Origin of the sequence: Candidatus Kosakonia sp. 282A-S69 (genome assembly GCF_029433855.1) — a bacterium.
Taxonomy (GTDB): domain Bacteria; phylum Pseudomonadota; class Gammaproteobacteria; order Enterobacterales; family Enterobacteriaceae; genus Kosakonia; species Kosakonia cowanii_A.
In genome coordinates this window covers 189409-212966 of sequence record NZ_JAROAU010000003.1, presented here as the reverse complement: position 1 = coordinate 212966, position 23558 = coordinate 189409, and the positions used below count along the sequence as shown (strand labels likewise).

The following is a 23558-nucleotide window of genomic DNA, read 5'->3' as shown; positions in this document are numbered from 1 at the left end:
CACAACAAGGAATGCAAATGAAGAAATTGCTCCCCCTCTTTATCGGCCTGAGCCTGTCCGGTTTCAGTGCGATGAGCCAGGCAGAAAACCTGTTACAGGTTTATCAGCAGGCGCGTTTAAGCAACCCGGATCTGCGTAAATCTGCCGCCGACCGCGATGCCGCCTTCGAAAAGATTAATGAAGCGCGTAGCCCGTTACTGCCTCAGCTTGGTTTGGGGGCAGACTACACCTACACCAACGGTTTCCGCGATAGCCAGGGTGTCGATTCCAATGTAACCAGCGGTTCACTGCAGTTAACGCAGACCATTTTTGATATGTCGAAATGGCGTGCGCTGACTCTACAGGAAAAAACAGCCGGGATTCAGGATGTCACCTGGCAGACCGACCAGCAGACGCTGATGCTGAACACCGCAACCGCCTACTTCAACGTGCTGAGCGCCATCGATACGCTCTCCTACACCGAAGCGCAGAAGCAGTCTATCTATCGCCAGTTAGATCAAACCACCCAGCGCTTTAACGTCGGCCTGGTTGCCATCACCGATGTGCAGAACGCCCGCTCACAGTATGACACCGTGCTGGCGAACGAAGTTTCCGCGCGTAACGCGCTGGATAACGCCGTAGAGACGCTGCGCCAGGTGACCGGTAACTACTATCCGGAGCTGGCGTCGCTGAACGTCCAGAGCTTTAAGACTGACAAACCGCAGCCGGTGAACAACCTGCTGAAAGAAGCGGAAAAACGCAACCTGACGCTGCTGCAGGCGCGTTTGAGCCAGGATCTGGCGCGCGAACAGATTCGCCAGGCGCAGGATGGTCACTTGCCGACCCTCGATTTGACCGCCTCTACCAGCGTGTCGAACTCCTCCTACAGCGGCTCCAGAACGCGTAATAACTCGCAGTTCAGCGACTCCGATGTTGGTCAGAACAAAGTTGGCCTCAGCTTCTCGCTGCCGCTCTACCAGGGTGGTCAGGTGAACTCACAGGTCAAGCAGGCACAGTTTAACTTTGTTGGTGCCAGCGAGCAGCTGGAGAGCGCGCACCGCAGCGTAGTGCAGAACGTTCGCTCCTCCTTTAATAACGTCAACGCCTCGATCAGCAGCATCAACGCCTACAAACAGGCGGTGGTTTCTGCACAGAGCTCGCTCGACGCGATGGAAGCGGGTTACTCGGTCGGTACACGCACAATTGTTGACGTGCTGGATGCCACCACCACGCTCTACAACGCGAAGCAGCAACTCTCAAGCGCTCGTTATAACTACCTGATTAACCAGCTGAATATTAAGCAGGCGCTCGGTACGCTGAACGAGCAGGATCTGGTCGCACTCAACGGTGCGCTGGGCAAATCCATCTCTACCGCGCCAGAGAGCGTGGCGCCGGAGAATCCGCAGCAGCAGGCTAAAGTTGAGAACTTCGGCGCGGATGCACAACCTGCCGCCGCGCGCACTGGCCTGACGCGTTAATCACCCGCAGTACACCACGGGGGCACCCAGCCCCCGTTTTTACGTAAGGCAACGTAAAGGCCTCCTCGCCTCGCTTTAATTTCGACCACCCATCCTCTATCCTGATCGTCTATTCATGCCTTTGGGGTCCACAGGAAGATAAAAATGAAACGGACAAAAAATATCAATCATGCGACGTTCCGCAAAAGCTGGAGCGCACGTCATTTAACGCCTGTCGCGCTGGCGGTCTCCGCCGTATTTATGCTGGCAGCCTGTGAACAAAATGACGAAACAGTTTCTATGTACCAGAACGCCGACGACTGCTCCTCGGCGAATCCGGGTAAAAGCGCGGAGTGTACCGCCGCCTACAACAACGCCTTAAAAGAAGCCGAACGCACCGCGCCGAAGTACGCCTCGCGCGAAGATTGCGTGGCTGAGTTTGGCGAAGGTCAGTGCCAGCAGGCGCCTGCACAAGCGGGCGTCGGTGCGGCGGGCACAGAAAACCAGGCGCAGAACCAGTCCAGCGGCAGCTTCTGGATGCCGCTGATGGCCGGTTACATGATGGGCCGCTTAATGGGCGGCGGCGCGGGCTTTGCTCAGCAGCCGCTCTTCAGCTCGCGTAACCCGGCAAGCCCGGCTTACGGGCAGTACACCGACGCCTCCGGTAAAGGCTATGGTGCAGCGCAGCCGGGCCGTACCGCAACGGTGCCTAAAACTGCGTTAGCGCCGAAACCGGCGACCACCACCACCGTCACCCGCGGCGGCTTTGGTGAATCTGTTGCCAAACAGAACAGCATGCAGCGCAGCAGCGCATCCGGCACCTCCAGTCGTTCCATGGGTGGCTGACGTCGATGGAGAGAATCAGTATCAGCGAGCGCCCTGACTGGCGCGAGAAAGCGACGGAGTATGGCTTTAACTTTCATACCATGTATGGCGAACCCTACTGGTGTGAGGATGCCTACTATAAACTGACGCTTGCCCAGGTAGAGAAGCTGGAGGATGTCACCGCCGAGCTGCACCAGATGTGCCTGCAGGTGGTGGAAAAGGTCGTTGCCAGCGATGAGCTGATGACCAAATTCCGCATTCCGAAACACACCTGGGGCTTTGTGCGCCAGTCGTGGGCCACGCGCCAGCCTTCGCTCTATTCACGTCTCGATCTCGCCTGGGATGGCGTCGGCGAACCTAAGCTGTTGGAAAACAACGCTGACACGCCGACCTCGCTGTATGAAGCGGCCTTCTTTCAGTGGATCTGGCTCGAAGATCAGCTCAACGCTGGCAACCTGCCGCAGGAGAGCGATCAGTTCAACAGCCTGCAGGAGAAGCTCATCGCACGCTTCGCCGAGCTGCGCGAGCAGCACGGCTTCCAGCTGCTCCACTTCACCTGCTGCCGAGATACGGTAGAAGATCGCGGAACGGTGCAGTATCTCCAGGATTGCGCGGCCGAAGCGGAGCTGGCCTCTGAGTTTCTCTATATTGAAGATATTGGTCTCGGTGAAAAGGGGCAGTTTTCCGATCTACAGGATCAGGTGATCGGCAACCTCTTCAAGCTCTATCCGTGGGAATACATGCTGCGAGAAATGTTCTCCACCAAGCTTGAAGATGCCGGTGTGCGCTGGCTGGAACCGGCCTGGAAGAGCATTATCTCCAACAAAGCGCTGCTGCCGATGCTGTGGCAGATGTTCCCGAATCATCCCAATCTGCTGCCGGCCTGGTTTGCTGATGAAGATCATCCGCCGATGGAGAAGTATGTCGTGAAGCCGATCTTCTCCCGCGAAGGTGCCAACGTCTCGATCGTCGAGAACGGCAAGACCGTTGAGTCGGTGGAAGGCCCTTATGGCGAAGAGGGGATGATTGTGCAGGAGTTCTACCCGCTGCCGAAGTTTGGCGACAGCTATACGCTGATTGGCAGCTGGCTTATTAACGATCAGCCTGCCGGGATCGGCATCCGCGAAGATCGGGCGCTGATCACCCAGGATCTCTCCCGCTTCTATCCGCATATCTTTACCGAATAAATAAAAAACCCGGCCATTACGCGCCGGGTTTTTTATAGTCACAGGCTGAGCCTACATCACGCCAAACAGTTTCGGCAGGAAGAGCGAGATAGCCGGAATATAGGTCACCAGCATCAGCACCACGAACAGGATGGCGTAGAAAGGCAGCATCGCCTTCACCACCTGCTCGATCTTCTGTTTACTCACCGCGCTGGCGACAAAGAGTACCGATCCCACCGGCGGCGTAATCAACCCGATCCCCAGATTGACCAGCATGATCATGCCGAAATGCACCGGATCGATTCCCAGCGCATTGGTCACCGGCAGCAAGACCGGCGTCAGGATCAGGATCAGCGGTGCCATATCCATCAGCGTGCCGAGCAGCAGCAGCATGATGTTAATGCACATCAGGATCACATACTTGTTGTCAGAGAGCTGGGTAAACGCCTCGGTGATGCGGCCCGGCAGCTGCATATAGGTCATCACCGCGCCGAAGGCCGAGGCGAAACCGATCAGGATCATCACAATGGTGACGGTTTTCACCGTGCGGTACATCAGCTTCGGTAGCTCGGACCATTTATAGTCACGATAGATAAACATGGTGACGAAAAAGGCCCACAGACAGGCGATCGCCGCCGATTCGGTAGCGGTAAAGATCCCGGAAAGGATGCCGCCCATGATGATCACCACCGTCATCAGCCCCCACAGCGTATCGGCAAAGATCTTCAACGCCTGGCGAAACGGGACGCGCTCCCCTTTCGGATAGCCACGCTTATGGGCAAAGACCACGCACATCACCATCAGGGTGAAACTGAGCAGCAGGCCAGGCAAAATCCCGGCGATAAACAGCGCCGCGATGGAGACAGTTCCGCCCGTCGCCAGCGAGTAGATCACCGAGTTGTGGCTGGGTGGCGTCAGGATCGCCTGCACCGATCCGCTGGCGGTAACCGCAGCGGCGAAATCGCGCGGGTAACCCTTTTTATCCATCTCCGGGATCATCACCGAGCCAATCGAGGCGGTATCTGCCACTGACGATCCCGAAATAGCGCCGAAAAACGTCGAGGCGACGATGTTAACCAGCGACAGCCCGCCACGAATAAAGCCGACAAAGATATAGGCAAAGTTGACTAATCTGCGGGCAATACCGCCCTCCGCCATGATCGCCCCGGCCAGGATAAAGAACGGGATCGCCAGTAGTGAGAATTTATTGACGCCGTTGGTCAACTGGATCATCACCGCTTCCAGTGGAATATCGATATACCACGCGCCGAGTACCGCGCTGATGCCGACCGCATAGGCGACCGGCACGCCAATCGCCAGCATAATGGCGAGCGTAAAGACCAGAATAAATGCATCCATAAAGGTTCCTTACTGGAATCAGCTCGACGAGCCGAGCATCACCACCGGACGGTGGTACTGCGCGCCAAAAAGCATCTTCTCGACAATGAACAGAAGGGTGATTGCAGAGCCAATCGGCAGCGGTAAATAGCTCTCTCCGGCGGTAAAGAGCGGGAACTCTGCCACCGGCTGCTCCCACAATTCGGCGCACAGCGTCGCGCTGTACCAGAGGATAAAGAGGCTGATGGCCATCAGCATCAGATCCGCCAGCAGGAAACAGACCTTACGCAGCGGCTCGCTTAACCTGTCGGTCATCATGGTGACGGCAATATGCGAACCGGCACGGTAGCTCACGGCAGCGCCGATAAAGGTAAAGGTCACCATGCAGATGATCGCCACCGGCTCCGGCCAGGAGAGCGCGCTGTTCAACACATAGCGGGCGAAAATCCCCACGGGGATAATCGCGACCATCACCAACAGCGCAAGCCCAGCCACCCACATAGAGAGGCGATAGAGAATATCCATTAACAACGAATAGCGTTCTGCCATAGCGGTTTTCCCGGTAGAAGTCGCAAACGGGCAGGCGGAGCTGCCCGGCCAGCTTACTGCACGTCCTGGATCCGCTTAATCAGATCCTGGTGCGCGTTACCGTATTTATCGCGTACCGACTGCGTGGCATCGTAGAAAGCTTTGGTGTCGATGTCGTGGAACTGCACACCGCCCGCTTTCATCGCCTGTAGCGACTTCTCGTTATAGGCTTTCCACAGCTCGCGCTGCTCCGCCTGCGCCTCTTTCGCCAGCTTGAGGATCAGCTCCTGGTCCTCTTTTTTTAGCTTGTCCCACTTGGCTTTTGAGAAGAGAAACAGCTCGGGAATAATGAAGTGTTTGCTCCAGGTGTAGTTCTTCACCACCGGCAAATAGTTGTGCGCCACAAAGGTTGGCGGGTTGTTCTCTGTGCCATCTATAACCCCGGTCTGCATGCCGCTGAAGACTTCACTCACCCCCATCGCGACCGAGTTCGCCCCCATCGCTTTCAGGGTATCGAGGGCAATTGGGCTGCCCTGAACGCGGATTTTCATCCCTTTCAAATCTTCCGCTTTAGTGACCGGCGCTTTGGTAATGAGGTTGCGCGTGCCGGCATCCATCCAGCCGAGGAAAACCAGCCGCGACTTGCTGCTTGCAGTAAGCCGATTGCCAATCTCCTGGCCAATCATGCCGTCGAGCACTTTGTGCATATGATCTTCATCGCGAAAAATATAGGGCAGCGTGAAAACGTTAATCTCCGGCAATATTGCCGCCACCGGCGTCATCGAGACGCGAATAATATCGATCGCGCCGATTTGCGCCTGTTCGATTACCTGTTTTTCATCGCCTAACACGCCGCCGGGAAAGGTTTTAATTTCCAGCCGGCCATCGGTAGCCTTACTCAATTTCTCACCCATATGTTTTACCGCCACGACATTGGGGTAATCCGCCGGGTGAACATCGGCAGCGCGAAACGTTTGTGCAAGAGCGGTATGCGACATAAAGAGCAGAGCGGAACTGATCGAGAGAGTCAGAAAACGTTGTGCTGAGTTCATATTGCCGGATCTCCAGAAGTTTCATTTTTGGCACACTCAAAACTGCCGCGAGCAGAAAGCGCGTGGCTGGCGTCGAGAGTGATGATGGGTATGAGAACAGGACAATCAGAAGGGTAGTCACTGGCGAGAATTTGCGCGACGATGGGGTTCACAAAAAACACCAAAATCAGCACAGCGTTTCATTTTTGCAGCACAGTTCTTTTTATTTTCATAAAAACCCCGGTTCAGAGGCGTTTTTTTGCGATCTTTCTCCGGTTTCCGCGATTCTGGCGCAAAAAAATGGCGCATTGCGCGCCATCGTTTTTAACCCACCTGCACCGACAGCATGCTGATGGAAGCCATCTCCATCCCCTCGACGGGAATGGAGAGCGGCTCGTTGCCATCCCATGCGCCAAGCACATAGAGCAGTGGCAGAAAGTGTTCCGGCGTCGGATTGGCGAGCGGACCACTATCATGGTCGAGATAGTTGACCAGTGGATGCTGTTCAACTGCCCCCTGCCACGCCAGGTTCTGCTTCACAAAATCGTTGAAGGCGACTGCCCACGCAAAGGGCGTGGTGTCACCGTGCCAGCGCGCCGTGCGCAGGTTGTGCACCACATTACCGCTGGCGATAATCATCACCCCTTCATCACGCAGCGCGGCGAGCTTACGCCCCATCTCCATATGCCACGCCGCCGGTTTGGTGCTGTCGATACTGAGTTGCACCATGGGAATATCCGCATTGGGGTACATCTTGATCAGTACGCCCCAGGCACCATGATCGAAGCCCCAGGCTTCATGATCGAGCGTCACCGGTACCGGTGAGAGCAGCGCCATCAGCTGCTCTGCCAGCGCGGGCGAACCCGGCGCAGGGTAATGCACGTCGTGCAGCGCCTGCGGGAATCCGCCGAAATCGTGGATCGTCTGCGGTCTCTCCATCGCCGTTACGCCAGTGCCGCGCGTAAACCAGTGCGCCGAGATCGCCACAATCGCTTTTGGACGCGGTAAGGTGTCGCCCAGTTTCCGCCAGGCGCGGGTATAAACATTATCCTGCAGCGCATTCATTGGGTTGCCATGCCCAAGAAACAATGCGGGCATACGGGTTGCAGACATGAGGATATCCTTACAGAAGATGCCAATATGATGAAAGCAGGTTACGCTTTTTCTCAGGGCGATGAACTCAGATAAGCATGATGAAGATCGTCAGTAATTTTGAATGTAAGGAATACGTAAAAGTGCCGTGGCTGCCTCGCTTTTCCGCGGGCGAAAACTTACATTAATGAGAATGATTATCATAAAGGAGCAATGTATGTCAGTCCCGTTGATTCTGACCATCCTGGCGGGCGCCGCCACGTTTATTGGCGCCATTCTGGGCGTTATCGGCCAGAAACCCTCCAACCGCGTACTGGCATTTTCGCTCGGCTTTGCCGCCGGGATCATGCTGCTTATCTCCTTAATGGAGATGCTCCCCGCCGCGCTGGCAACCGAAAGTATGCCGCCAATGCTCGGTTACGGCATGTTTGTCGTGGGTTTGCTCGGCTACTTCGCACTGGATCGCCTGCTGCCTCATGCCCATGCGCAGGATTTAATGCAGGGCTCGCAGGAGGCATTGCCGCGCGGCATCCGCCGTACCGCCATTCTGCTGACGCTCGGTATCAGCCTGCACAACTTCCCGGAGGGGATCGCCACCTACGTAACCGCCAGCAACGACCTGGAGCTGGGCTTCGGCATCGCTTTTGCCGTGGCTTTACACAATATTCCTGAAGGCCTGGCGGTGGCAGGCCCGGTCTACGCGGCAACCGGCTCAAAACGTAGCGCCGTGATGTGGGCCGGTATATCCGGTCTGGCAGAGATCCTTGGCGGCGTGCTGGCGTGGCTGATTCTCGGTAGCCTTGTCTCGCCGGTGGTGATGGCCGCAATTATGGCGGCGGTCGCGGGGATTATGGTCGCACTGTCGGTGGATGAGTTAATGCCGCTGGCAAAGGAGATCGATCCCAACAACAACCCAAGCTATGGCGTGCTGTGCGGCATGTCGGTGATGGGCTTAAGCCTGGTCGCCCTGCAGGCGATGGGCTTCGGCGGTTAACGGCTGCGCCACGCTATTTGGTCTGCCCCACGCGCTGAAATCTTCTCAGCTCTGCCTGCGCGCGCTGGTAGCCTTCGTAAACGGCATCGCGCTCGTGGCGGCAGGCCCTGTAACGGCGTCTCAGGGCGTGCACATAACCGACCACCAGCACCACGACGAGCAGCAACCAATACCAGGAAATAAACACGGCGCCTCCGCAAATAAACTTTCGCAAAAATAATGAGTTAGCCGCAGCGAGTCTATGCCGCAGCGCCTACCACTTTATAAGTAGAGGGGGTGAATAGCAATGCGGAAGTCCTGTAAGCACACCAAACTTTGACCTGGCGCAGGCAAAAAAAATCCGACGCCGCTGGCATCGGATTTTCTCTGCTGCATGCCCGCGATTAGCTGGCTTTGCGCTCCAGATCCTGGCGGTAAGCCACCAGGTCTTCAATTGTCACAACGGCCATATTGTGCTGTTTCGCAAAGGCGATGCACTCCGGCGCGCGCGCCATTGAGCCATCATCATTGGTTAATTCACACAGTACGCCGGCCGGTTTAAAGCCCGCCAGCGAGACCAGGTCGATGGTCGCTTCAGTGTGGCCACCGCGGGTCAGCACGCCGCCCTCCTGCGCGCGCAGCGGGAAGACGTGCCCAGGACGGTGCAGATCGGACGGTTTAGCGTCATCAGCGATGGCAGCGCGCACGGTGGTCAGGCGGTCAGCAGCGGAAACGCCGGTGGTTACGCCATGTGCTGCTTCGATAGTGACAGTAAAACCGGTGCCGAAGGCGCTGGTGTTGTTCTCCACCATCATCGGCAGGTCAAGCTGCTTACGACGTTCGTCGGTGAGGCAGAGGCAAACAATGCCGCTACCGTGACGGATAGTAAGCGCCATCTGCTCAACGGTCATGGTTTCGGCAGCGAAAATCATATCGCCTTCATTTTCACGGCTCTCATCATCAAGAACCATCACACCACGCCCTTCGCGCAGGGCAGCAAGCGCCTGTTCAACGCGATCGAAAGCGGTGCCAAAAGAGGAAAGTAGCGTCTGATTCATGGTAAAAGACCTCAATAAAGTTATGGTTACCAGAATCAGGGCAGTCTTAGGAGTGTCATTAAACGACCAAAAATAACGCGAGCGGGCACCTTTGCCCGGCAGAATCGTTACTCTCTCCCATCCGGACTTTAACCGTCGGCCCCGGAATTACACCGGATCTGCTGACCTTCAAACCAACGTCTGAAGCGCTCGCGGGCTTTCAGCGTACGCTGATTTACCGCCGGTGGGGAATTTCGCCCCGCCCTGAGAATAAGCGCGATAACTATAACGCCAATGATAACGGCGGGCAATGCATAAGCTTCAAACAATTCTGGTTTATCACCTGCAGTTATCACACTACAATAATTAGCTGAGCCCATCCGAGCAGGGAACCGAAAATGATTGATCCGAAGAAAATTGAACAGATTGCACGACAGGTTCACGAATCCATGCCGAAAGGGATCCGTGAGCTTGGCGAAGACGTTGAGAAGAAGATTCGCCAGGCTTTGCAGGGGCAGTTAACCCGCCTTGATTTGGTCAGCCGGGAAGAGTTCGATGTACAGACGCAGGTTCTGCTGCGCACCCGCGAAAAACTGGCGCTGCTGGAGCAGCGTCTGAACGATCTGGAAAACCGCGGTTCCACCTCTGCCAGCACGCAACCGGCTCCCGCGCCTGTTGTAGCCTCTGAGGTGACGGAAATTAAACCGGCACCGGCGATCCCGCCTGTGGACGAGACGCCGTAATAAAAAACGGGCCGCAAGGCCCGTTCTGCTTTACAGAGTAACTCGCCGCTTACTGGCTGTTTTTCTGAATCTTTTTGATGATATTCGTCGTCGAGCAGCCATCTTCAAAGTTGAGCACCAGCACTTCCCCGCCGTTAGCCCACACCTCTTCGCTGCCAGCGATTTGTTCCGGTTTATAATCCCCGCCTTTCACCAGCTTATCCGGCAGAACCCCAGCAATCAGACGCTGCGGCGTATCCTCTTCAAACGAGACCACCCAGTCCACGGCTTCCAGCGCGCTCAGCACAATCATGCGCTGCTCAAGCGGATTAACCGGACGGGTTTCGCCTTTCAGGCGTCTGGTGGAGGCATCGCTGTTGACCGCAACAATCAGGCGGTCGCCGAGCTTGCGCGCGTTCGCCAGGTATGAGACATGCCCGGCGTGGAGAATGTCGAAGACGCCGTTGGTCATCACCACTTTTTCACCGCGTTTGCGCGCGGCGGCAACGGCCACTTTCAGCTCCTCTTCGCTCATCACACCGAAGCCCGTTTCCGCGCGACCGCGGACGGCGTTTTCCAGCTCGATGGGTGAAACCGTTGAGGTACCGAGTTTACCGACCACCACACCGGCGGCAGCGTTGGCAAAGAAGCAGGCTTCCTCCAGCGAGTTACCCGCAGCAAGCGTCGCCGCCAGCACGCCAATTACCGTATCGCCAGCCCCCGTCACGTCATAGACTTCCTGCGCCTGGGTCGGCATATGCAGCGGCGCTTTACCCGGCTGCAGCAGCGTCATACCCTGCTCGGAGCGGGTCACCAGCAAGGCAGAGAGATCGTAATCGGCGATCACTTTCATGCCGCGCTCAACGATCTCCTCTTCGCTCTTACACTTGCCCGCCACCGCTTCAAACTCAGAGAGATTCGGCGTCAGCAGCGTCGCGCCGCGATAGCGCTCGAAATCGGTTCCTTTCGGATCGATCAGCACCGGTACACCGGCTTTCCGCGCCAGTGCAATCATCTGCTGAACGCTGTTGAGCGCGCCTTTGGCGTAATCGGAGAGCACCAGCGCGCCAATCGATCCCAGCGCCTGGTTGATGCGCTCATGCATTGGCTGCGGATCGACGCCCTCAAACCCCTCTTCAAAATCGAGGCGGATCAGCTGCTGGTTGCGTGACAGCACGCGCAGCTTGGTGATGGTTGGGTGAGTCGGAACAGAAACAAAGTCGCAATTGACGTTAACATCCGCCAGCGCTTTGCTCAGCGCGCGCGCCGCGTCATCAATGCCAGTCAGGCCTACCAGCCGCGCGGAGGCACCCAGCGAGGCAATGTTCATCGCCACGTTCGCCGCGCCGCCCGGACGCTCTTCAATGGTGTCGACTTTGACCACCGGCACCGGCGCTTCCGGGGAGATGCGGCTGGTTGGACCGTACCAGTAACGATCCAGCATCACATCGCCCACCACCATCACACCGGCTTGTTTAAACTCTGGCAGCGTAACTTTCATTCCTGTCTCCTGAGAGATACAAAATTTGCGCGCGATGATATCACACTTACGCCGGGGCGCACGGTTCCACCAGCCACTTCACCCAGCTGGTTTTAATCAGCTCTCGTTCAGCGACAAAGCAGGAGCGCGGCACATTTCCCGGCAGCTCCTGCAGCGCCAGGTGGTGCAGCTCATCGCGCAGCGTGGTGTAAGCATGGGTCAGCGCCAGTGCCTCCTGCTCCTCCATGATGCCGTTCTGCGCCAGCCCTTCCAGAATGCGCACATTGTCTGACCAGCGCGTCAGCTTCGGCTTGTCGTGGGCGTAACGCAGCACCAGATATTGCGCGATAAACTCGATGTCGGTAATGCCGCCCTCATCGGTTTTCAGATCGAAGCGATCTTTCTGTTTATTGCCGAGGTGGGCACGCATCTTCTCGCGCATCTCGCGCACTTCGGTTTGCAGCGTTGTGCCATCGCGCGATGTCAGCAGAATATCGCGGCGAATCGTGTCGAACTGCGCGGTGAGTTGCGGGTCGCCATACACCACGCGTGCGCGGGCCAGCGCCTGATGCTCCCAGGTCCAGGCTTCGTTTTTCTGGTAATCGGCGAAGGCCTCAGCGGTGGTAACCAACATTCCTGCCGCGCCGGAAGGGCGCAGACGCGCGTCGACTTCATAAAGGATGCCGGAAGAGGTGCGCGTGCTGAAGAGATGCATAATGCGCTGCGCCAGCCGCAGGTAGAACTGACGGCCATCGATTTCGCGCTCGCCGTCAGTCATCACATCCATTGGGCAGTCATGCAAAAAGACCAGATCGAGGTCGGAACTGTAGCCAAGCTCCCAGCCGCCCAGTTTGCCATAGCCAACCACAGCAAAGCCGCGCCCTTCGCGATCGTGCAGATGCATTGGCTGTCCGTAGCGCTTCACCATCTGTCCCCATGCTTGCTGAACCACGGCGTCAATAATCGCTTCTGCCAGCCAGGTTAAGTGATCGCTCACTTTCATCACCGGCAGCGTACCGGCAATATCCGCCGCCGCAACGCGCAGCAGCTGCGCCTGCTTGAACTGACGCAGAGCTTCCAGCTGCTGCTCCTCATCCTCTTCCGGCACGCGTAGCAGATACTGGCGCAGCTCATCGCGGTAGGCGTTCATCGCCGTCGGCTGGTAGAGCGTGGCGGGATCGAGCAGCTCGTCGAGCAGGATCGGGTAGCGCGCCAGCTGGCTCGCCACCATCGGTGAAGCGGCACACAGCGAGATGAGATGTTTCAGCGCGCCGGGAAATTCGCTCAGCAACTCAAGGTAGGTGGTGCGGGTCACGATGCCGGTAAGCAGCGGCATCAGACGCGATAGCGGCACCGGCGCATCCTCGCGCGAGCAGACATCGCTCAGCAGGTGCGGCATCAGGTGATCGAGCACCTGGCGGCCGCGCTGGCCGATGGGGCGTTTATCAAGCTCTTTGCGGAAATCGGCGATCAGTGCCACCACACGACGGCGATCCTCATCGCTTAAATGCGCGATCCCCGGCGTGCTGTCCTCCTCCTGCAGCGCGTCCTGCCACAGCTCGCGCCACTGTTCAGAGAGCGCCTCATCGGCAGACTCCGCTTCATCATCGCCAATCAGTTCATTAAAGATGCGCCGCACGGCGGCCATATGCGCCTCAAGCCGGCTGCTGAGCGTGTCCCAATTCTCCACGCCCATGCCCCAGGCAAGACGCGCGCGGTTCAGATCATCATCCGGCAGCGTCTGCGTCTGCTCGTCATTAATGCTTTGTAGCAGATTCTCCAGCCGTCGCAGCCAGAGGTAGGCTGCGCGCAGTGTATCTGCATCGCCCTCCGGCAACAGGTGCAGCTGATCGATAGCCGCTAAGGTCGGCAGCAGCGAACGGGATTGCAGCGCCGGCTCACGTCCGCCGCGAATCAGCTGGAAAACCTGCACGATAAATTCGATTTCGCGAATGCCACCCGCGCCGAGCTTGATGTTGTCCTTCAGGCCCCGGCGGCGCACTTCGCGGGCAATCATCCCTTTCATATTGCGCAGGGACTGGATCACGCTGAAGTCGATATAGCGGCGGAAGACAAACGGACGCAGCATGGCGCGCAGTTCGTTGGCATGCACGCCCTCGTCATCGCCCATGATCCGCGCTTTCACCATTGCGTAGCGCTCCCAGTCGCGCCCCTGCTCCTGGTAATAATCCTCCAGCGCGGCAAAGCTCAGCACCAGCGGGCCACTTTCGCCAAATGGGCGCAGGCGCATATCGACACGGTAGACAAACCCATCCTGCGTCGGCTGGTCGAGCACTTTGATCAGCCGCTGCCCAAGGCGCGTGAAAAACTGGGCGTTATCGAGCTCGCGTCTGCCGCCCTGTGTCACACCGTTTTCCGGCCAGGCGAAGATCAAATCGATATCGGAAGAGAAGTTAAGCTCGCCGCCGCCGAGCTTACCCATGCCGAGCACCAGCATCGGCTGCGGTACGCCCTGTGCATTGCACGGCGTTCCCCATTCGCGACAGCAGGCGCTATAAAGCCACTCTCGCGCGGCGACGATCACTGTTTCCGCCAGCACGCTTAACTGTTGCAGCACTGCCTCATCACTGATTAGGCGCAGCGCCTGCGCCCAGGCGATACGCACCATGATGCGGCGGCGAAACTGGCGCAGCGCGCGCATCAGCGATGCTTCGTCGGTGACGGTTTGCAGCAGCGCATCCAGCCATGTCGCATAGTGCTGCCACTCATCAGCCGTGGGCGGCGCGCTCTCAAGCTCTGCCAGCCACTCTGGCCAGGCGGCCAGGCTCTGCTGGACGAAATCACTGAACGTGAGCACTGACTGCGCCTGCGCGCTAAGCGGCCGGTCGGTGAGCGCCTCCGGCAGACGGGAAAGCACCGTTTGCCAGTGTTGCGATAAGGGGGATGCGTGCTGCATTCAAAACGTCCTTACGTTAGCGTTTCCCGCTGTGTAGCCAGAATGGCTCTTCGTTAATGGCGGTATTACGGAAATGCTCAATTTCGATTTTCTGGCGCGTTTCAATCGCGTGGTAGAGACCCTGCCAGTTCTCCAGCCACGCGTTCGCCCGCGCCCGATCGTAGTAGCCTGCCAGCAGTAGCGTGCTGTCGATATCACGCGCCAGGCGCGGCAGCTGATCGCGATAGCTGTCGCCAAGATGGTGAGCAAAGGTCTTTTTCAGTTCAGAAGCGGTGCGCGAGAGGTGAATATCGGCGAAGCGCTTGAAGGAGTCGGCAAATTTCGCCTGCGCTTTTTCATCAAGAAACGCGCGCCAGCCCTGAGTCACCAGCCACTCCGTTAACAGCAGTTTCGCCATCGCCGAGGGCACATCCCATACCGCCGTTTCAGCGGAAACGGAGGAGGTCAGCGTCGCTTCCGCCTGGGTTAGCAGATCACGTAAGTGAGCGCTCGCTTTACGCGGCACAATGCCGCCAAAGAGCGTAAAGGTGTGGCGCAGCAGCGCAATGGCGCGCAGCACTTCAGGCCGTGCCGCGTCATCACCGCGCACCCACAGCTCTTCATGGTACTGCCACTGGGAGAGCGCCAGTTCCAGCGCGCTGGTAAACGCCTGCTCAACGGTCGCTTTCGGCGCGGGCTGCATAAAGGGCGTCGGGCGCAGTTCGCGCGGCGCGTTGCCCTGTGCGAGATGATACCCGCGCGCGGCTTTGCTCAGGCTGCCCTGACGCAGGCAGGAGAGCGTGGCCAGCTGACGCGACAGCTTGAGAATATCCGCCGCATCGCCGCTCAGCAGTTCGAGTTCAAGCTCGCAAATCGGCTCGGCGAACTCACCCGCTTTCACTTCCCCTAAATCGAGGCCAATCTCAATACGGCTATCGCCGACGTTGACCAGCCACTTTTCGCGGTAAAAATCGGTGCTGAACAGCGGCTGCGCGCGCAACTGGAGGTTATCCGGCAGGCCACCTTCGGGCCAGACCTCAGCGGGAAAGCGCGAAAGGTCAAGTTCGGCCTTATCGAGGGGAATGTTATATTCCGGGCGCTGATGTAAACCGCCAATGACGCGACCGGCGATTTTCATCGTCATCTCATATTGGCCGTTCACACCGCGAATCCGCAGCCCCATATCATGGCTGCGCAGCCAATTGTCAGGCGTTTCGTAATAGATGTTGAGTAACTGGCTGGACGCGATATGTTCGTCGGTCAGCGTATGAAGATGTTGACGAAGCGTTTCCACGCAGTCGCTCTTCACGATAAACTTTAATTCGATTTCCTGAGCCATGGCCTTGCACTTATGGTTATGTCACATCAGTGAAAATTTTGGCGAACTAACGCGCCCTGGGTTTGTCAGTAGATAGTATTTTTTGCCAAATTGCCATGAATGCGCAATCTGGCGGGTGCAAATGTTCGCATCAGTGCGCAGTTTGATCTGGAAGATTCCGATTGATGGTGCCCGTCGGGTGTCGTCAGACTGTCGCCACTGTTTACCATTCACATTCAAAGAAAATAATGATTGCCTGATGCCAAATTTACGCCTGATTGGAATAACCCTTTTCGCGCTTAGCGTCTCTGTCGGCACCCACGCTGAAGAGAAACGGTATGTTTCGGACGAATTGAGCACCTGGGTCCGTAGCGGCCCCGGCGATAATTACCGCCTTGTTGGCACGGTAAACGCCGGTGAAGAGGTCGCCCTGCTGCAACAAAATAATGAGTATGGCCAGGTGCGTGACAGCAGCGGCCGTACTGCCTGGATCCCGCTTAAACAGCTTAACACCCAGCCCAGCCTGCGCACACGCGTGCCGGAACTGGAAAACCAGGTGAAAACGTTGACCGATAAGCTGACTAATATCGACAACACCTGGAACCAGCGTACCGCGGAGATGCAGCAGAAGGTGGCGCGCAGCGACGGAGTGATTAACGGTCTCAAAGATGAGAACCAGAAGCTCAAGAATGAGCTGATCGTAGCGCAGAAAAAGGTTAACGCCGCCAACCTGCAGCTGGATGACAAGCAGCGCACCATCATCATGCAGTGGTTTATGTATGGCGGTGGCGTGCTGGGCGCGGGCCTGCTGCTCGGCCTGTTACTGCCGCACATGATCCCGACGCGTAAACGCAAAGATCGCTGGATGAACTAAGCAGATTCGCCATCTTCTCTACACTTACGTATTATCTGACGACAAATGTGTTGAGGAGAGTGGCGGCGTGAAGAGTTATCTGGTCGGTGGTGCAGTACGCGATACATTGTTGGGTCTGCCGGTCAAAGACAGAGATTGGGTAGTGGTCGGTGCCACGCCGCAAGAGATGCTCGATGCGGGCTACCAGCAGGTAGGCCGCGATTTTCCTGTCTTCCTCCATCCGCAAAGCCGTGAGGAGTACGCCCTGGCGCGCACCGAGCGGAAGTCCGGTTCCGGCTATACCGGTTTTACCTGCTATGCCGCCCCCGATGTCACGCTTGAGCAGGATCTGCTGCGCCGTGATTTAACCGTCAACGCACTGGCGCAGGATGAAAACGGCACGATTATCGATCCGTTTAACGGTCAGCAGGATCTGCGTCAGCGCACTCTGCGCCATGTCTCCCCCGCGTTTAATGAAGATCCGCTTCGCGTGCTGCGCGTGGCGCGTTTCGCCGCCCGTTATGCTCACCTTAGCTTTCGTATCGCCGATGAAACCATGAGGCTGATGCGAGATATGACCGCGGCCGGCGAGCTGGCGCACCTCACGCCCGAGCGAGTGTGGAAAGAGACGGAGAGCGCACTGCGCACCCGTAATCCGCAGGTCTACTTTCAGGTGCTGCGCGACTGCGGCGCGCTAAAGGTACTTTTCCCGGAGATCGATGCGCTGTTTGGCGTTCCGGCCCCGGCAAAATGGCACCCGGAGATTGATACCGGTATTCACACGCTGATGACAGTATCAATGGCAGCGATGCTGAGCCCCGAGGTGGATGTGCGTTTCGCCACGCTGTGCCATGACCTCGGTAAAGGGCTGACACCACCCGCGCTCTGGCCGCGCCATCACGGTCACGGCCCGGCAGGTGTCAGGCTGGTAGAGGGTTTATGCCAGCGTCTGCGTGTACCGAATGAGCTTCGTGATTTGGCAAAGCTGGTGGCTGAGTTTCACGATCTGATCCACACCTTCCCCATTCTGCAGCCGAAAACCATCGTCAAGCTGTTCGATGCAATTGATGCATGGCGCAAACCGCAGCGAGTGGAGCAAATCGCGCTCACCAGCGAAGCGGATGTACGCGGGCGTACCGGCTTTGAAGCCATTGATTACTCGCAGGGGCGCTTACTGCGTGCGGCCTGGGAAGTGGCGCGCGCGGTGCCGACAAAAGCGGTGATTGAGGCGGGTTTTACCGGTGCGGCAGTGCGTGAAGAGTTAACCCGCCGACGTATCGCGGCGGTTGCGCAGTGGAAAGCAGAGCACTGCCCTCAGCCCGAAGCCTGAGGGCGATAATGCTTAGAAGAAGACAACGTAGACCGCTGCAGCGACGATGAAGCGGTAGATCGCGAACGGAATAAAGGAGATGTGTTTAATCAGCTCCAGGAAGGTTTTGATAGCGATCAGCGCGACGATAAATGCTGTCACGAAACCGACGGCGAACATCGGGATATCGCCAGTGGTGAGAAAACCGATGCTCTTATAGAGATCGAGCGCGGTTGCGCCCATCATCATCGGCACCGCCAGCAGGAACGAGAACTCCGAGGCAGCGTAACGGCTGACGCCCACCAGCATACCGCCAGAGATAGTCGCGCCGGAGCGGGAGAAGCCCGGCCACAGCGCCAGACACTGGAAGCAGCCAATCAAAAATGCCTGGCGATAGGTCATATCATCAACGCCCTGCGCGCGCGGCACTTTCGGCTTCAGCAGTTCCGCGGCGATCAGCAACACGCCACCCACCACCAGGGCATAGGCGACATTTTTTGGGTTGAAGAGCGTTTTGATCGCATCGTGGAACACCAGGCCTATCACCACCGCCGGGATCATCCCCAGCAGAATATGGATCAGCGACAAACGCCCGCTGCCGGTGCCTTCATGGCGCGGCGGCTTGCCGAAATGGATGCCGATAAGGCCAAAGAGGCGGCGCCAGAACATCACCACCACGGCGAGAATCGAGCCGAGCTGAATCACAACTTCAAAGGTTTTTGCAGTATCGCCTTCAAAGCCCAACAGATGGCCGACGATAATCATGTGACCCGTACTGGAAACGGGAAGAAACTCGGTAAGCCCCTCAACGACACCAAGAATGGCCGCCACCAGCAGGGAGTGCATATCGCTCATCAAATAAACCCCTAAAAAGATATAAAAAACGGCTCATCCAGTGGAGAAGCCGCGAAAAGCCGTATCTATGACCTGAATACTAGCGTTTGGTTTAACGATGATGAATTTAAATACTTTTTTTCGGATTTAGGCCACGCTCGATAACTACACCCACATTTTTAGCCCGTGCCACTGCGCCAGGCTTGCTCAGTTTGATGCGCACCCAGGGGGAGTTAAAACGCGCCAGCAACAGCTCTGCCACCTCTTCTGCGACACGTTCCACCAGCGCAAAACGCGCGCCTTCAACGTGTCCCACGACGGTCTCGGCAATATCCGCGTAGCTCAGGCAATCCTGTACATCATCGCTTTTTGCCGCCAGGCGGTTATCCCATGCCATTTCGATATCGAACACTAACTGCTGCTCAATGGTCTGTTCCCAGTCATAAACACCAATCGTGGTGATCACCGAAAGCTGCTCGATAAATACAATATCCATCCTACCCCGCCTGCTGATTACGCCTGGGCGACTGCCGCCAGGCCGCTGTATGAGTGGTTATCCGCCAGATTTTGCACAAAACCCGGATACCACTTTCCGAAATTTATGCGTATTATCCATGGATGCAGAGAATAAAACGACATTTTCAAAACGGAACAGCGTTATGAGTGCAATCGCGCCTGGGATGATCGTCCTTGCGTACCTTTGTGGCTCAATCTCCAGCGCCATCCTGGTCTGCCGCCTTGCTGGTTTCCCTGACCCGCGAGAGAGTGGCTCCGGTAACCCCGGAGCTACCAACGTATTACGTATTGGCGGCAAGGGCGCAGCCGCAGCGGTACTGATTTTTGATGTTTTAAAAGGGATGCTGCCGGTATGGGGCGCCTACGCGCTTGGCGTTACGCCCTTCTGGCTGGGTCTTATCGCTATCGCCGCCTGTCTGGGCCATATCTGGCCGGTATTCTTTAAATTTAAAGGCGGTAAAGGCGTGGCCACCGCGTTTGGTGCGATTGCGCCGATCGGCTGGGATTTAACGGGCGTCATGGCGGGCACCTGGCTGCTGACAGTGCTGTTAAGCGGCTACTCGTCGCTGGGCGCGATTGTCAGCGCGCTGATTGCGCCATTTTATGTCTGGTGGTTTAAACCGCAGTTCACCTTTCCGGTGGCGATGCTCTCATGCCTGATCCTGCTGCGTCATCATGACAATATTCAGCGTTTATGGCGGCGTCAGGAGAGCAAAATCTGGACGAAGCTGAAAAAGAAAAAGCGGCAGGATAAAGCATAGATCTGCCCGGCGCGTGAAGAGACCGGGCAGTAGTCACTCAGGCGGCGGGAAGTTCCGCCAGCGGCCAGCGCGGACGCACCGTCACGCCAAGCCCGACATCATCACCCGCTTTCAGGCGCACCATACCCGCATAGGCAATCATTGCCCCGTTATCGGTACAGAACTCCGGGCGGGCATAGAACACTTCACCGCGACGTTTTTCCATCATCTGCCCCAGTTTTGCACGCAGCGTACGGTTAGCGCTGACGCCACCCGCCATCACCAGCCGGGTGAATCCGGTTTGATCCAGCGCGCGTTTGCATTTGATCATCAGCGTATCGACCACCGCATCCTCAAACGCACGCGCGATATCAGCCCGTGTCTGATCGTCATTACCACTGTTACGAATAGTATTGGCGGCAAAGGTTTTCAGGCCGGAGAAGCTGAAATCAAGCCCTGGCCGATCGGTCATCGGACGCGGGAACACAAAGCGCCCCTCCGTTCCCTGCGACGCCATCTTCGACAACATCGGCCCGCCAGGGTAATCAAGACCCAGTAGTTTAGCCGTTTTGTCGAACGCTTCGCCGGCAGCATCATCAATGGACTCGCCGAGCAGCTCATAATGACCGATGCCGGTCACGCTGATGAGTTGCGTGTGACCGCCGGAAACCAGCAGCGCGACAAACGGAAACGCCGGCGGGTTCTCTTCCAGCATCGGTGCCAGCAGGTGACCTTCCATATGATGTACCGCAATCGCCGGAACATCCCAGGCGAAAGCCAGCGAGCGGCCAATGGTCGCCCCGACCAGCAGCGCGCCGACAAGACCCGGCCCCGCGGTATACGCCACTGCATCAATCTCTCTGGCGGTTAATCCGGCCTCTTTTATCGCCGCCTGAATCAGCGGCACGGTTTTACGCACGTGGTCGCGTGAGGCGAGTTCAGGCACCACCCCGCCGTAATCGGCGTGCAGTTTTACCTGACTATAGAGTTGGTTAGCGAGAAGACCTTGTTGGTCGTCATAGATAGCGATGCCGGTTTCATCGCAGGATGTTTCAATACCCAGTACGCGCATGGCTCTGTTTACCTCTTTGCAATAGCGCGCAGTGTAGGGCGAATGCCGGGCGATGTAAAACTTTGCTCACTTGTGCAGCTGAGTTCGTGTATACTCCTCACCCTTACAAAAGTCCCCTTTCAAAAAGGGCGGCGGTGCTTTACAAAGCAGCACCAGTTGCAGTAAAATTCCGCACCATTTTGAAATAAGCTGGCGTGAACGCCAGCGGCAAACCGATTTAATCAAAGGTGAGAGGCACATGCCGGTAATTAAAGTACGTGAAAACGAGCCGTTCGACGTAGCTCTGCGTCGCTTCAAGCGTTCCTGCGAGAAAGCAGGTGTTCTGGCGGAAGTTCGTCGTCGTGAGTTCTATGAAAAACCGACTACCGAACGTAAACGCGCTAAAGCATCCGCTGTGAAACGTCACGCGAAGAAACTGGCTCGCGAAAACGCACGCCGTACTCGTCTGTACTAATTACTGAGGGCGAGCGCCCTCTGTGTTAGACCGAGTTGTAGTTGTAAGGCCGTGCTTCCGAAAGGAATGCGCGGCTTATTTTCGTTTATAACCTCATATAATTTTCGCCTTTTCAGCAACTTACCGCTGAAGAGCATAACGAAAACTATATAAGATCAAAACGGGGCCTATGGCTGGACGAATCCCACGTGTTTTTATCAATGACCTGCTGGCGCGCACCGACATCGTCGATCTTATTGACGCGCGCGTAAAGCTAAAAAAGCAGGGCAAGAACTACCATGCGTGCTGTCCATTCCATAACGAGAAAACCCCCTCTTTCACCGTAAACGGTGAAAAACAGTTTTACCACTGCTTTGGTTGTGGCGCGCACGGCAACGCCCTCGACTTTTTAATGAACTACGACAAGCTCGAGTTCGTCGAAAGCGTCGAAGAGCTGGCGGCAATGCACAACCTCGAAGTGCCGTTCGAAGCAGGCAGCGGACCGAGCCTGATAGAGCGCCATCAACGGCAAACACTCTATCAACTGATGGACGGGCTGAATGCTTTTTATCAGCAATCGCTGACCCAATCCGCCGCAGAGCCTGCTCGACAGTACCTCTCCGGACGCGGTTTGAGCAGTGAAGTCATTACGCGATTCGCTATTGGTTATGCGCCGCCCGGTTGGGACAACGTACTAAAACGTTTCGGCAACAATAGTGAGAACCGCAAGTCGCTGATCGATGCAGGCATGCTGGTCACAAACGATCAAGGACGCAGTTACGATCGCTTCCGCGAGCGGGTGATGTTTCCGATTCGCGACAAGCGCGGCCGGGTGATTGGTTTTGGTGGACGCGTGCTGGGCAACGATACGCCCAAATACCTGAACTCACCGGAAACGGACATTTTTCATAAGGGTCGCCAGCTGTACGGCCTTTATGAAGCGCAGCAGGATAAGGATGAACCGCAGCGGCTGTTAGTGGTCGAAGGTTACATGGACGTGGTGGCGCTGGCGCAATATGGCATTAACTATGCCGTTGCCTCGCTTGGCACCTCCACGACGGCGGATCATATTCAGCTGCTGTTCCGGGTGACCAAAAACGTCATCTGCTGTTATGACGGCGACCGCGCCGGCCGCGAAGCCGCATGGCGGGCGCTGGAAACCGCGCTGCCCTATATGAGCGACGGTCGTCAGCTGCGTTTTATGTTTCTGCCAGATGGCGAAGATCCGGATACGCTGGTGCGTAAAGAGGGCAAAGAGGCGTTCGAAGCGCGGATGGAGCAGGCTCAGCCTCTCTCCACGTTTCTGTTTAACAGCCTGTTGCCGAAGGCAGATTTGACCACGCCGGATGGTACGACGCAGCTTGCCGCGCTGGCGCTGCCGTTGATCAACCAGGTGCCGGGCGAGACGCTGCGTATTCAGTTACGCCAGATGCTGGGCAACAAGATTGGCATTTTCGACGATGCGCAGCTCGATCGATTAATGCCGAAGCAGGTGGAGAGCGCGGCGGCGCGGCCTGCCCCTCAGCTAAAACGCACAACCATGCGTATACTGATAGGGTTGTTGATCCAGAACCCGGAGCTTGCACCAAAAGTGCCTCCGCTGGCCGGTCTTGATCAATCCAGACTGCCCGGACTTGGCTTATTTGCAGAACTGGTCAACACTTGTTTGTCTCAACCTGGTCTGACAACTGGGCAGTTATTGGAACATTATCGCGGCACGAATGAAGCCGCAACCCTTGAAAAACTGTCAATGTGGGACGATATAGCAGATAAGGACATCGCTGAAAAAACCTTTACCGACGCGCTCAATCATATGTTTGATTCGATGCTTGAACGGCGACAAGAAGAGTTGATAGCTCGCGATCGCACGCACGGTCTAAGCAGCGAAGAACGCCGGGAGCTCTGGCAGTTGAACCAGGAGCTGGCTAAAAAATAAATTCAACGGCTTAAGTGCCGATA

At 56.9% G+C, this 23558-nt stretch carries 23 protein-coding genes and 1 riboswitch; of the genes, 11 read left to right on the top strand and 12 right to left on the bottom strand.

The window, feature by feature from the left end:
• The first annotated feature begins 17 nt into the window (after positions 1–17).
• The 3 genes from tolC to PU683_RS06795 all read left to right on the top strand — a co-directional run bounded on the left by tolC (position 18) and on the right by PU683_RS06795 (position 3448).
• Complete coding sequence (gene tolC / locus PU683_RS06805) at positions 18–1457, top strand: outer membrane channel protein TolC (protein WP_277170772.1); 1440 nt, start codon at positions 18–20, stop codon at positions 1455–1457.
• Between the two features lie 144 nt (positions 1458–1601).
• A complete protein-coding gene (locus PU683_RS06800) occupies positions 1602–2282 on the top strand; it encodes a DUF1190 family protein (protein ID WP_277170771.1) in 681 nt (226 codons plus the stop codon).
• A 5-nt stretch (positions 2283–2287) separates the two neighbouring features.
• On the top strand, positions 2288–3448 hold the full coding sequence (locus PU683_RS06795; protein ID WP_277170770.1) for a glutathionylspermidine synthase family protein: 1161 nt from the start codon (positions 2288–2290) through the stop codon (positions 3446–3448).
• Between the two features lie 51 nt (positions 3449–3499).
• On the opposite strand, the gene PU683_RS06790 is transcribed toward PU683_RS06795, so the two are convergent.
• The 3 genes from PU683_RS06790 to PU683_RS06780 are packed head-to-tail and all read right to left on the bottom strand — an operon-like array spanning position 3500 to position 6291.
• Positions 3500–4786 carry a TRAP transporter large permease gene (locus PU683_RS06790; protein ID WP_042717980.1) on the bottom strand — a complete coding sequence of 429 codons (1287 nt, stop codon included), beginning with the start codon at positions 4784–4786 and terminating at the stop codon, positions 3500–3502.
• Positions 4787–4804: 18 nt separating this feature from the next.
• Entirely contained in the window at positions 4805–5314 is a 510-nt protein-coding gene (locus PU683_RS06785; protein WP_094422138.1) for a TRAP transporter small permease, read from the bottom strand.
• 53 nt (positions 5315–5367) lie between these two features.
• The gene (locus PU683_RS06780; protein ID WP_431190953.1) at positions 5368–6291 is read right to left on the bottom strand and encodes a TRAP transporter substrate-binding protein; all 924 of its coding nucleotides are present in this window, start codon (positions 6289–6291) and stop codon (positions 5368–5370) included.
• 116 nt (positions 6292–6407) lie between these two features.
• On the opposite strand from PU683_RS06780, the gene PU683_RS06775 reads away from it, so the two are divergent.
• Entirely contained in the window at positions 6408–6677 is a 270-nt protein-coding gene (locus PU683_RS06775) for a hypothetical protein (protein ID WP_277170768.1), read from the top strand.
• Here the strand turns inward: PU683_RS06775 and ygiD are convergent.
• On the bottom strand, positions 6649–7437 hold the full coding sequence (gene ygiD / locus PU683_RS06770) for a 4,5-DOPA-extradiol-dioxygenase (RefSeq protein ID WP_277170767.1): 789 nt from the start codon (positions 7435–7437) through the stop codon (positions 6649–6651). The genes PU683_RS06775 and ygiD overlap by 29 nt on opposite strands.
• Before the next feature lie 196 nt (positions 7438–7633).
• On the opposite strand from ygiD, the gene zupT reads away from it, so the two are divergent.
• Positions 7634–8410, top strand: a complete 777-nt coding sequence (gene zupT, locus PU683_RS06765) for a zinc transporter ZupT (protein ID WP_023481018.1) — start codon at positions 7634–7636, stop codon at positions 8408–8410.
• Positions 8411–8423: 13 nt separating this feature from the next.
• On the opposite strand, the gene PU683_RS06760 is transcribed toward zupT, so the two are convergent.
• Together PU683_RS06760 and ribB are read right to left on the bottom strand one after the other, a co-directional pair.
• A complete protein-coding gene (locus PU683_RS06760) occupies positions 8424–8597 on the bottom strand; it encodes a hypothetical protein (RefSeq protein ID WP_277170766.1) in 174 nt (57 codons plus the stop codon).
• 196 nt (positions 8598–8793) lie between these two features.
• Positions 8794–9447 carry a 3,4-dihydroxy-2-butanone-4-phosphate synthase gene (gene ribB, locus PU683_RS06755; RefSeq protein WP_277170765.1) on the bottom strand — a complete coding sequence of 218 codons (654 nt, stop codon included), beginning with the start codon at positions 9445–9447 and terminating at the stop codon, positions 8794–8796.
• Between the two features lie 105 nt (positions 9448–9552).
• Positions 9553–9702, bottom strand: a riboswitch (FMN riboswitch).
• A gap of 122 nt (positions 9703–9824) precedes the next feature.
• Between ribB and ubiK the strand changes: the two genes are divergently transcribed.
• On the top strand, positions 9825–10169 hold the full coding sequence (ubiK, locus tag PU683_RS06750) for a ubiquinone biosynthesis accessory factor UbiK (protein WP_277170764.1): 345 nt from the start codon (positions 9825–9827) through the stop codon (positions 10167–10169).
• 49 nt (positions 10170–10218) lie between these two features.
• Here ubiK and hldE read toward each other — a convergent pair whose 3' ends face one another.
• From hldE to PU683_RS06735, 3 genes are read right to left on the bottom strand one after another with little or no spacing between them, the layout of a single operon-like run.
• Complete coding sequence (gene hldE, locus PU683_RS06745; RefSeq protein ID WP_277170763.1) at positions 10219–11649, bottom strand: bifunctional D-glycero-beta-D-manno-heptose-7-phosphate kinase/D-glycero-beta-D-manno-heptose 1-phosphate adenylyltransferase HldE; 1431 nt, start codon at positions 11647–11649, stop codon at positions 10219–10221.
• 46 nt (positions 11650–11695) lie between these two features.
• Complete coding sequence (gene glnE, locus PU683_RS06740) at positions 11696–14545, bottom strand: bifunctional [glutamate--ammonia ligase]-adenylyl-L-tyrosine phosphorylase/[glutamate--ammonia-ligase] adenylyltransferase (RefSeq protein ID WP_277170762.1); 2850 nt, start codon at positions 14543–14545, stop codon at positions 11696–11698.
• A gap of 16 nt (positions 14546–14561) precedes the next feature.
• Positions 14562–15863, bottom strand: a complete 1302-nt coding sequence (locus PU683_RS06735; RefSeq protein WP_277170761.1) for a CYTH domain-containing protein — start codon at positions 15861–15863, stop codon at positions 14562–14564.
• 238 nt (positions 15864–16101) lie between these two features.
• Here PU683_RS06735 and PU683_RS06730 point away from each other — a divergent pair, with 238 nt between their 5' ends.
• Positions 16102–16716 (top strand): TIGR04211 family SH3 domain-containing protein, encoded by a 615-nt coding sequence (locus PU683_RS06730; protein WP_124967231.1) that lies wholly within the window; start codon positions 16102–16104, stop codon positions 16714–16716.
• Positions 16717–16783: 67 nt separating this feature from the next.
• Positions 16784–18025 carry a multifunctional CCA addition/repair protein gene (locus PU683_RS06725; RefSeq protein WP_277170760.1) on the top strand — a complete coding sequence of 414 codons (1242 nt, stop codon included), beginning with the start codon at positions 16784–16786 and terminating at the stop codon, positions 18023–18025.
• A 12-nt stretch (positions 18026–18037) separates the two neighbouring features.
• Here the strand turns inward: PU683_RS06725 and bacA are convergent, their stop codons facing one another.
• Together bacA and folB are read right to left on the bottom strand one after the other, a co-directional pair.
• Positions 18038–18859, bottom strand: a complete 822-nt coding sequence (gene bacA, locus PU683_RS06720; RefSeq protein ID WP_023480824.1) for an undecaprenyl-diphosphate phosphatase — start codon at positions 18857–18859, stop codon at positions 18038–18040.
• Between the two features lie 106 nt (positions 18860–18965).
• The gene (gene folB, locus PU683_RS06715; protein ID WP_277170759.1) at positions 18966–19334 is read right to left on the bottom strand and encodes a bifunctional dihydroneopterin aldolase/7,8-dihydroneopterin epimerase; all 369 of its coding nucleotides are present in this window, start codon (positions 19332–19334) and stop codon (positions 18966–18968) included.
• 163 nt (positions 19335–19497) lie between these two features.
• Between folB and plsY the strand changes: the two genes are divergently transcribed.
• Positions 19498–20115: a glycerol-3-phosphate 1-O-acyltransferase PlsY gene (plsY, locus tag PU683_RS06710; protein WP_277170758.1), complete on the top strand. Its 618-nt coding sequence runs from the start codon at positions 19498–19500 to the stop codon at positions 20113–20115.
• Positions 20116–20152: 37 nt separating this feature from the next.
• Here plsY and tsaD read toward each other — a convergent pair whose 3' ends face one another.
• Complete coding sequence (tsaD, locus tag PU683_RS06705; RefSeq protein WP_277170757.1) at positions 20153–21166, bottom strand: tRNA (adenosine(37)-N6)-threonylcarbamoyltransferase complex transferase subunit TsaD; 1014 nt, start codon at positions 21164–21166, stop codon at positions 20153–20155.
• A gap of 238 nt (positions 21167–21404) precedes the next feature.
• Between tsaD and rpsU the strand changes: the two genes are divergently transcribed.
• Positions 21405–21620 carry a 30S ribosomal protein S21 gene (rpsU, locus tag PU683_RS06700; protein ID WP_001144069.1) on the top strand — a complete coding sequence of 72 codons (216 nt, stop codon included), beginning with the start codon at positions 21405–21407 and terminating at the stop codon, positions 21618–21620.
• A 169-nt stretch (positions 21621–21789) separates the two neighbouring features.
• Entirely contained in the window at positions 21790–23535 is a 1746-nt protein-coding gene (gene dnaG / locus PU683_RS06695) for a DNA primase (protein ID WP_277170756.1), read from the top strand.
• Positions 23536–23558: the final 23 nt, after the last annotated feature.

Coding starts and splice junctions, on each gene's coding strand:
- tolC (WP_277170772.1), top strand. CDS start 18: ATGAAGAAATTGCTCCCCCTCTTTATCGGCCTGAGCCTGTCCGGTTTC.
- PU683_RS06800 (WP_277170771.1), top strand. CDS start 1,602: ATGAAACGGACAAAAAATATCAATCATGCGACGTTCCGCAAAAGCTGG.
- PU683_RS06795 (WP_277170770.1), top strand. CDS start 2,288: ATGGAGAGAATCAGTATCAGCGAGCGCCCTGACTGGCGCGAGAAAGCG.
- PU683_RS06790 (WP_042717980.1), bottom strand. CDS start 4,786: ATGGATGCATTTATTCTGGTCTTTACGCTCGCCATTATGCTGGCGATT.
- PU683_RS06785 (WP_094422138.1), bottom strand. CDS start 5,314: ATGGCAGAACGCTATTCGTTGTTAATGGATATTCTCTATCGCCTCTCT.
- PU683_RS06780 (WP_431190953.1), bottom strand. CDS start 6,291: ATGTCGCATACCGCTCTTGCACAAACGTTTCGCGCTGCCGATGTTCAC.
- ygiD (WP_277170767.1), bottom strand. CDS start 7,437: ATGTCTGCAACCCGTATGCCCGCATTGTTTCTTGGGCATGGCAACCCA.
- zupT (WP_023481018.1), top strand. CDS start 7,634: ATGTCAGTCCCGTTGATTCTGACCATCCTGGCGGGCGCCGCCACGTTT.
- ribB (WP_277170765.1), bottom strand. CDS start 9,447: ATGAATCAGACGCTACTTTCCTCTTTTGGCACCGCTTTCGATCGCGTT.
- ubiK (WP_277170764.1), top strand. CDS start 9,825: ATGATTGATCCGAAGAAAATTGAACAGATTGCACGACAGGTTCACGAA.
- hldE (WP_277170763.1), bottom strand. CDS start 11,649: ATGAAAGTTACGCTGCCAGAGTTTAAACAAGCCGGTGTGATGGTGGTG.
- glnE (WP_277170762.1), bottom strand. CDS start 14,545: ATGCAGCACGCATCCCCCTTATCGCAACACTGGCAAACGGTGCTTTCC.
- PU683_RS06735 (WP_277170761.1), bottom strand. CDS start 15,863: ATGGCTCAGGAAATCGAATTAAAGTTTATCGTGAAGAGCGACTGCGTG.
- PU683_RS06730 (WP_124967231.1), top strand. CDS start 16,102: ATGCCAAATTTACGCCTGATTGGAATAACCCTTTTCGCGCTTAGCGTC.
- bacA (WP_023480824.1), bottom strand. CDS start 18,859: ATGAGCGATATGCACTCCCTGCTGGTGGCGGCCATTCTTGGTGTCGTT.
- folB (WP_277170759.1), bottom strand. CDS start 19,334: ATGGATATTGTATTTATCGAGCAGCTTTCGGTGATCACCACGATTGGT.
- plsY (WP_277170758.1), top strand. CDS start 19,498: ATGAGTGCAATCGCGCCTGGGATGATCGTCCTTGCGTACCTTTGTGGC.
- tsaD (WP_277170757.1), bottom strand. CDS start 21,166: ATGCGCGTACTGGGTATTGAAACATCCTGCGATGAAACCGGCATCGCT.
- rpsU (WP_001144069.1), top strand. CDS start 21,405: ATGCCGGTAATTAAAGTACGTGAAAACGAGCCGTTCGACGTAGCTCTG.
- dnaG (WP_277170756.1), top strand. CDS start 21,790: ATGGCTGGACGAATCCCACGTGTTTTTATCAATGACCTGCTGGCGCGC.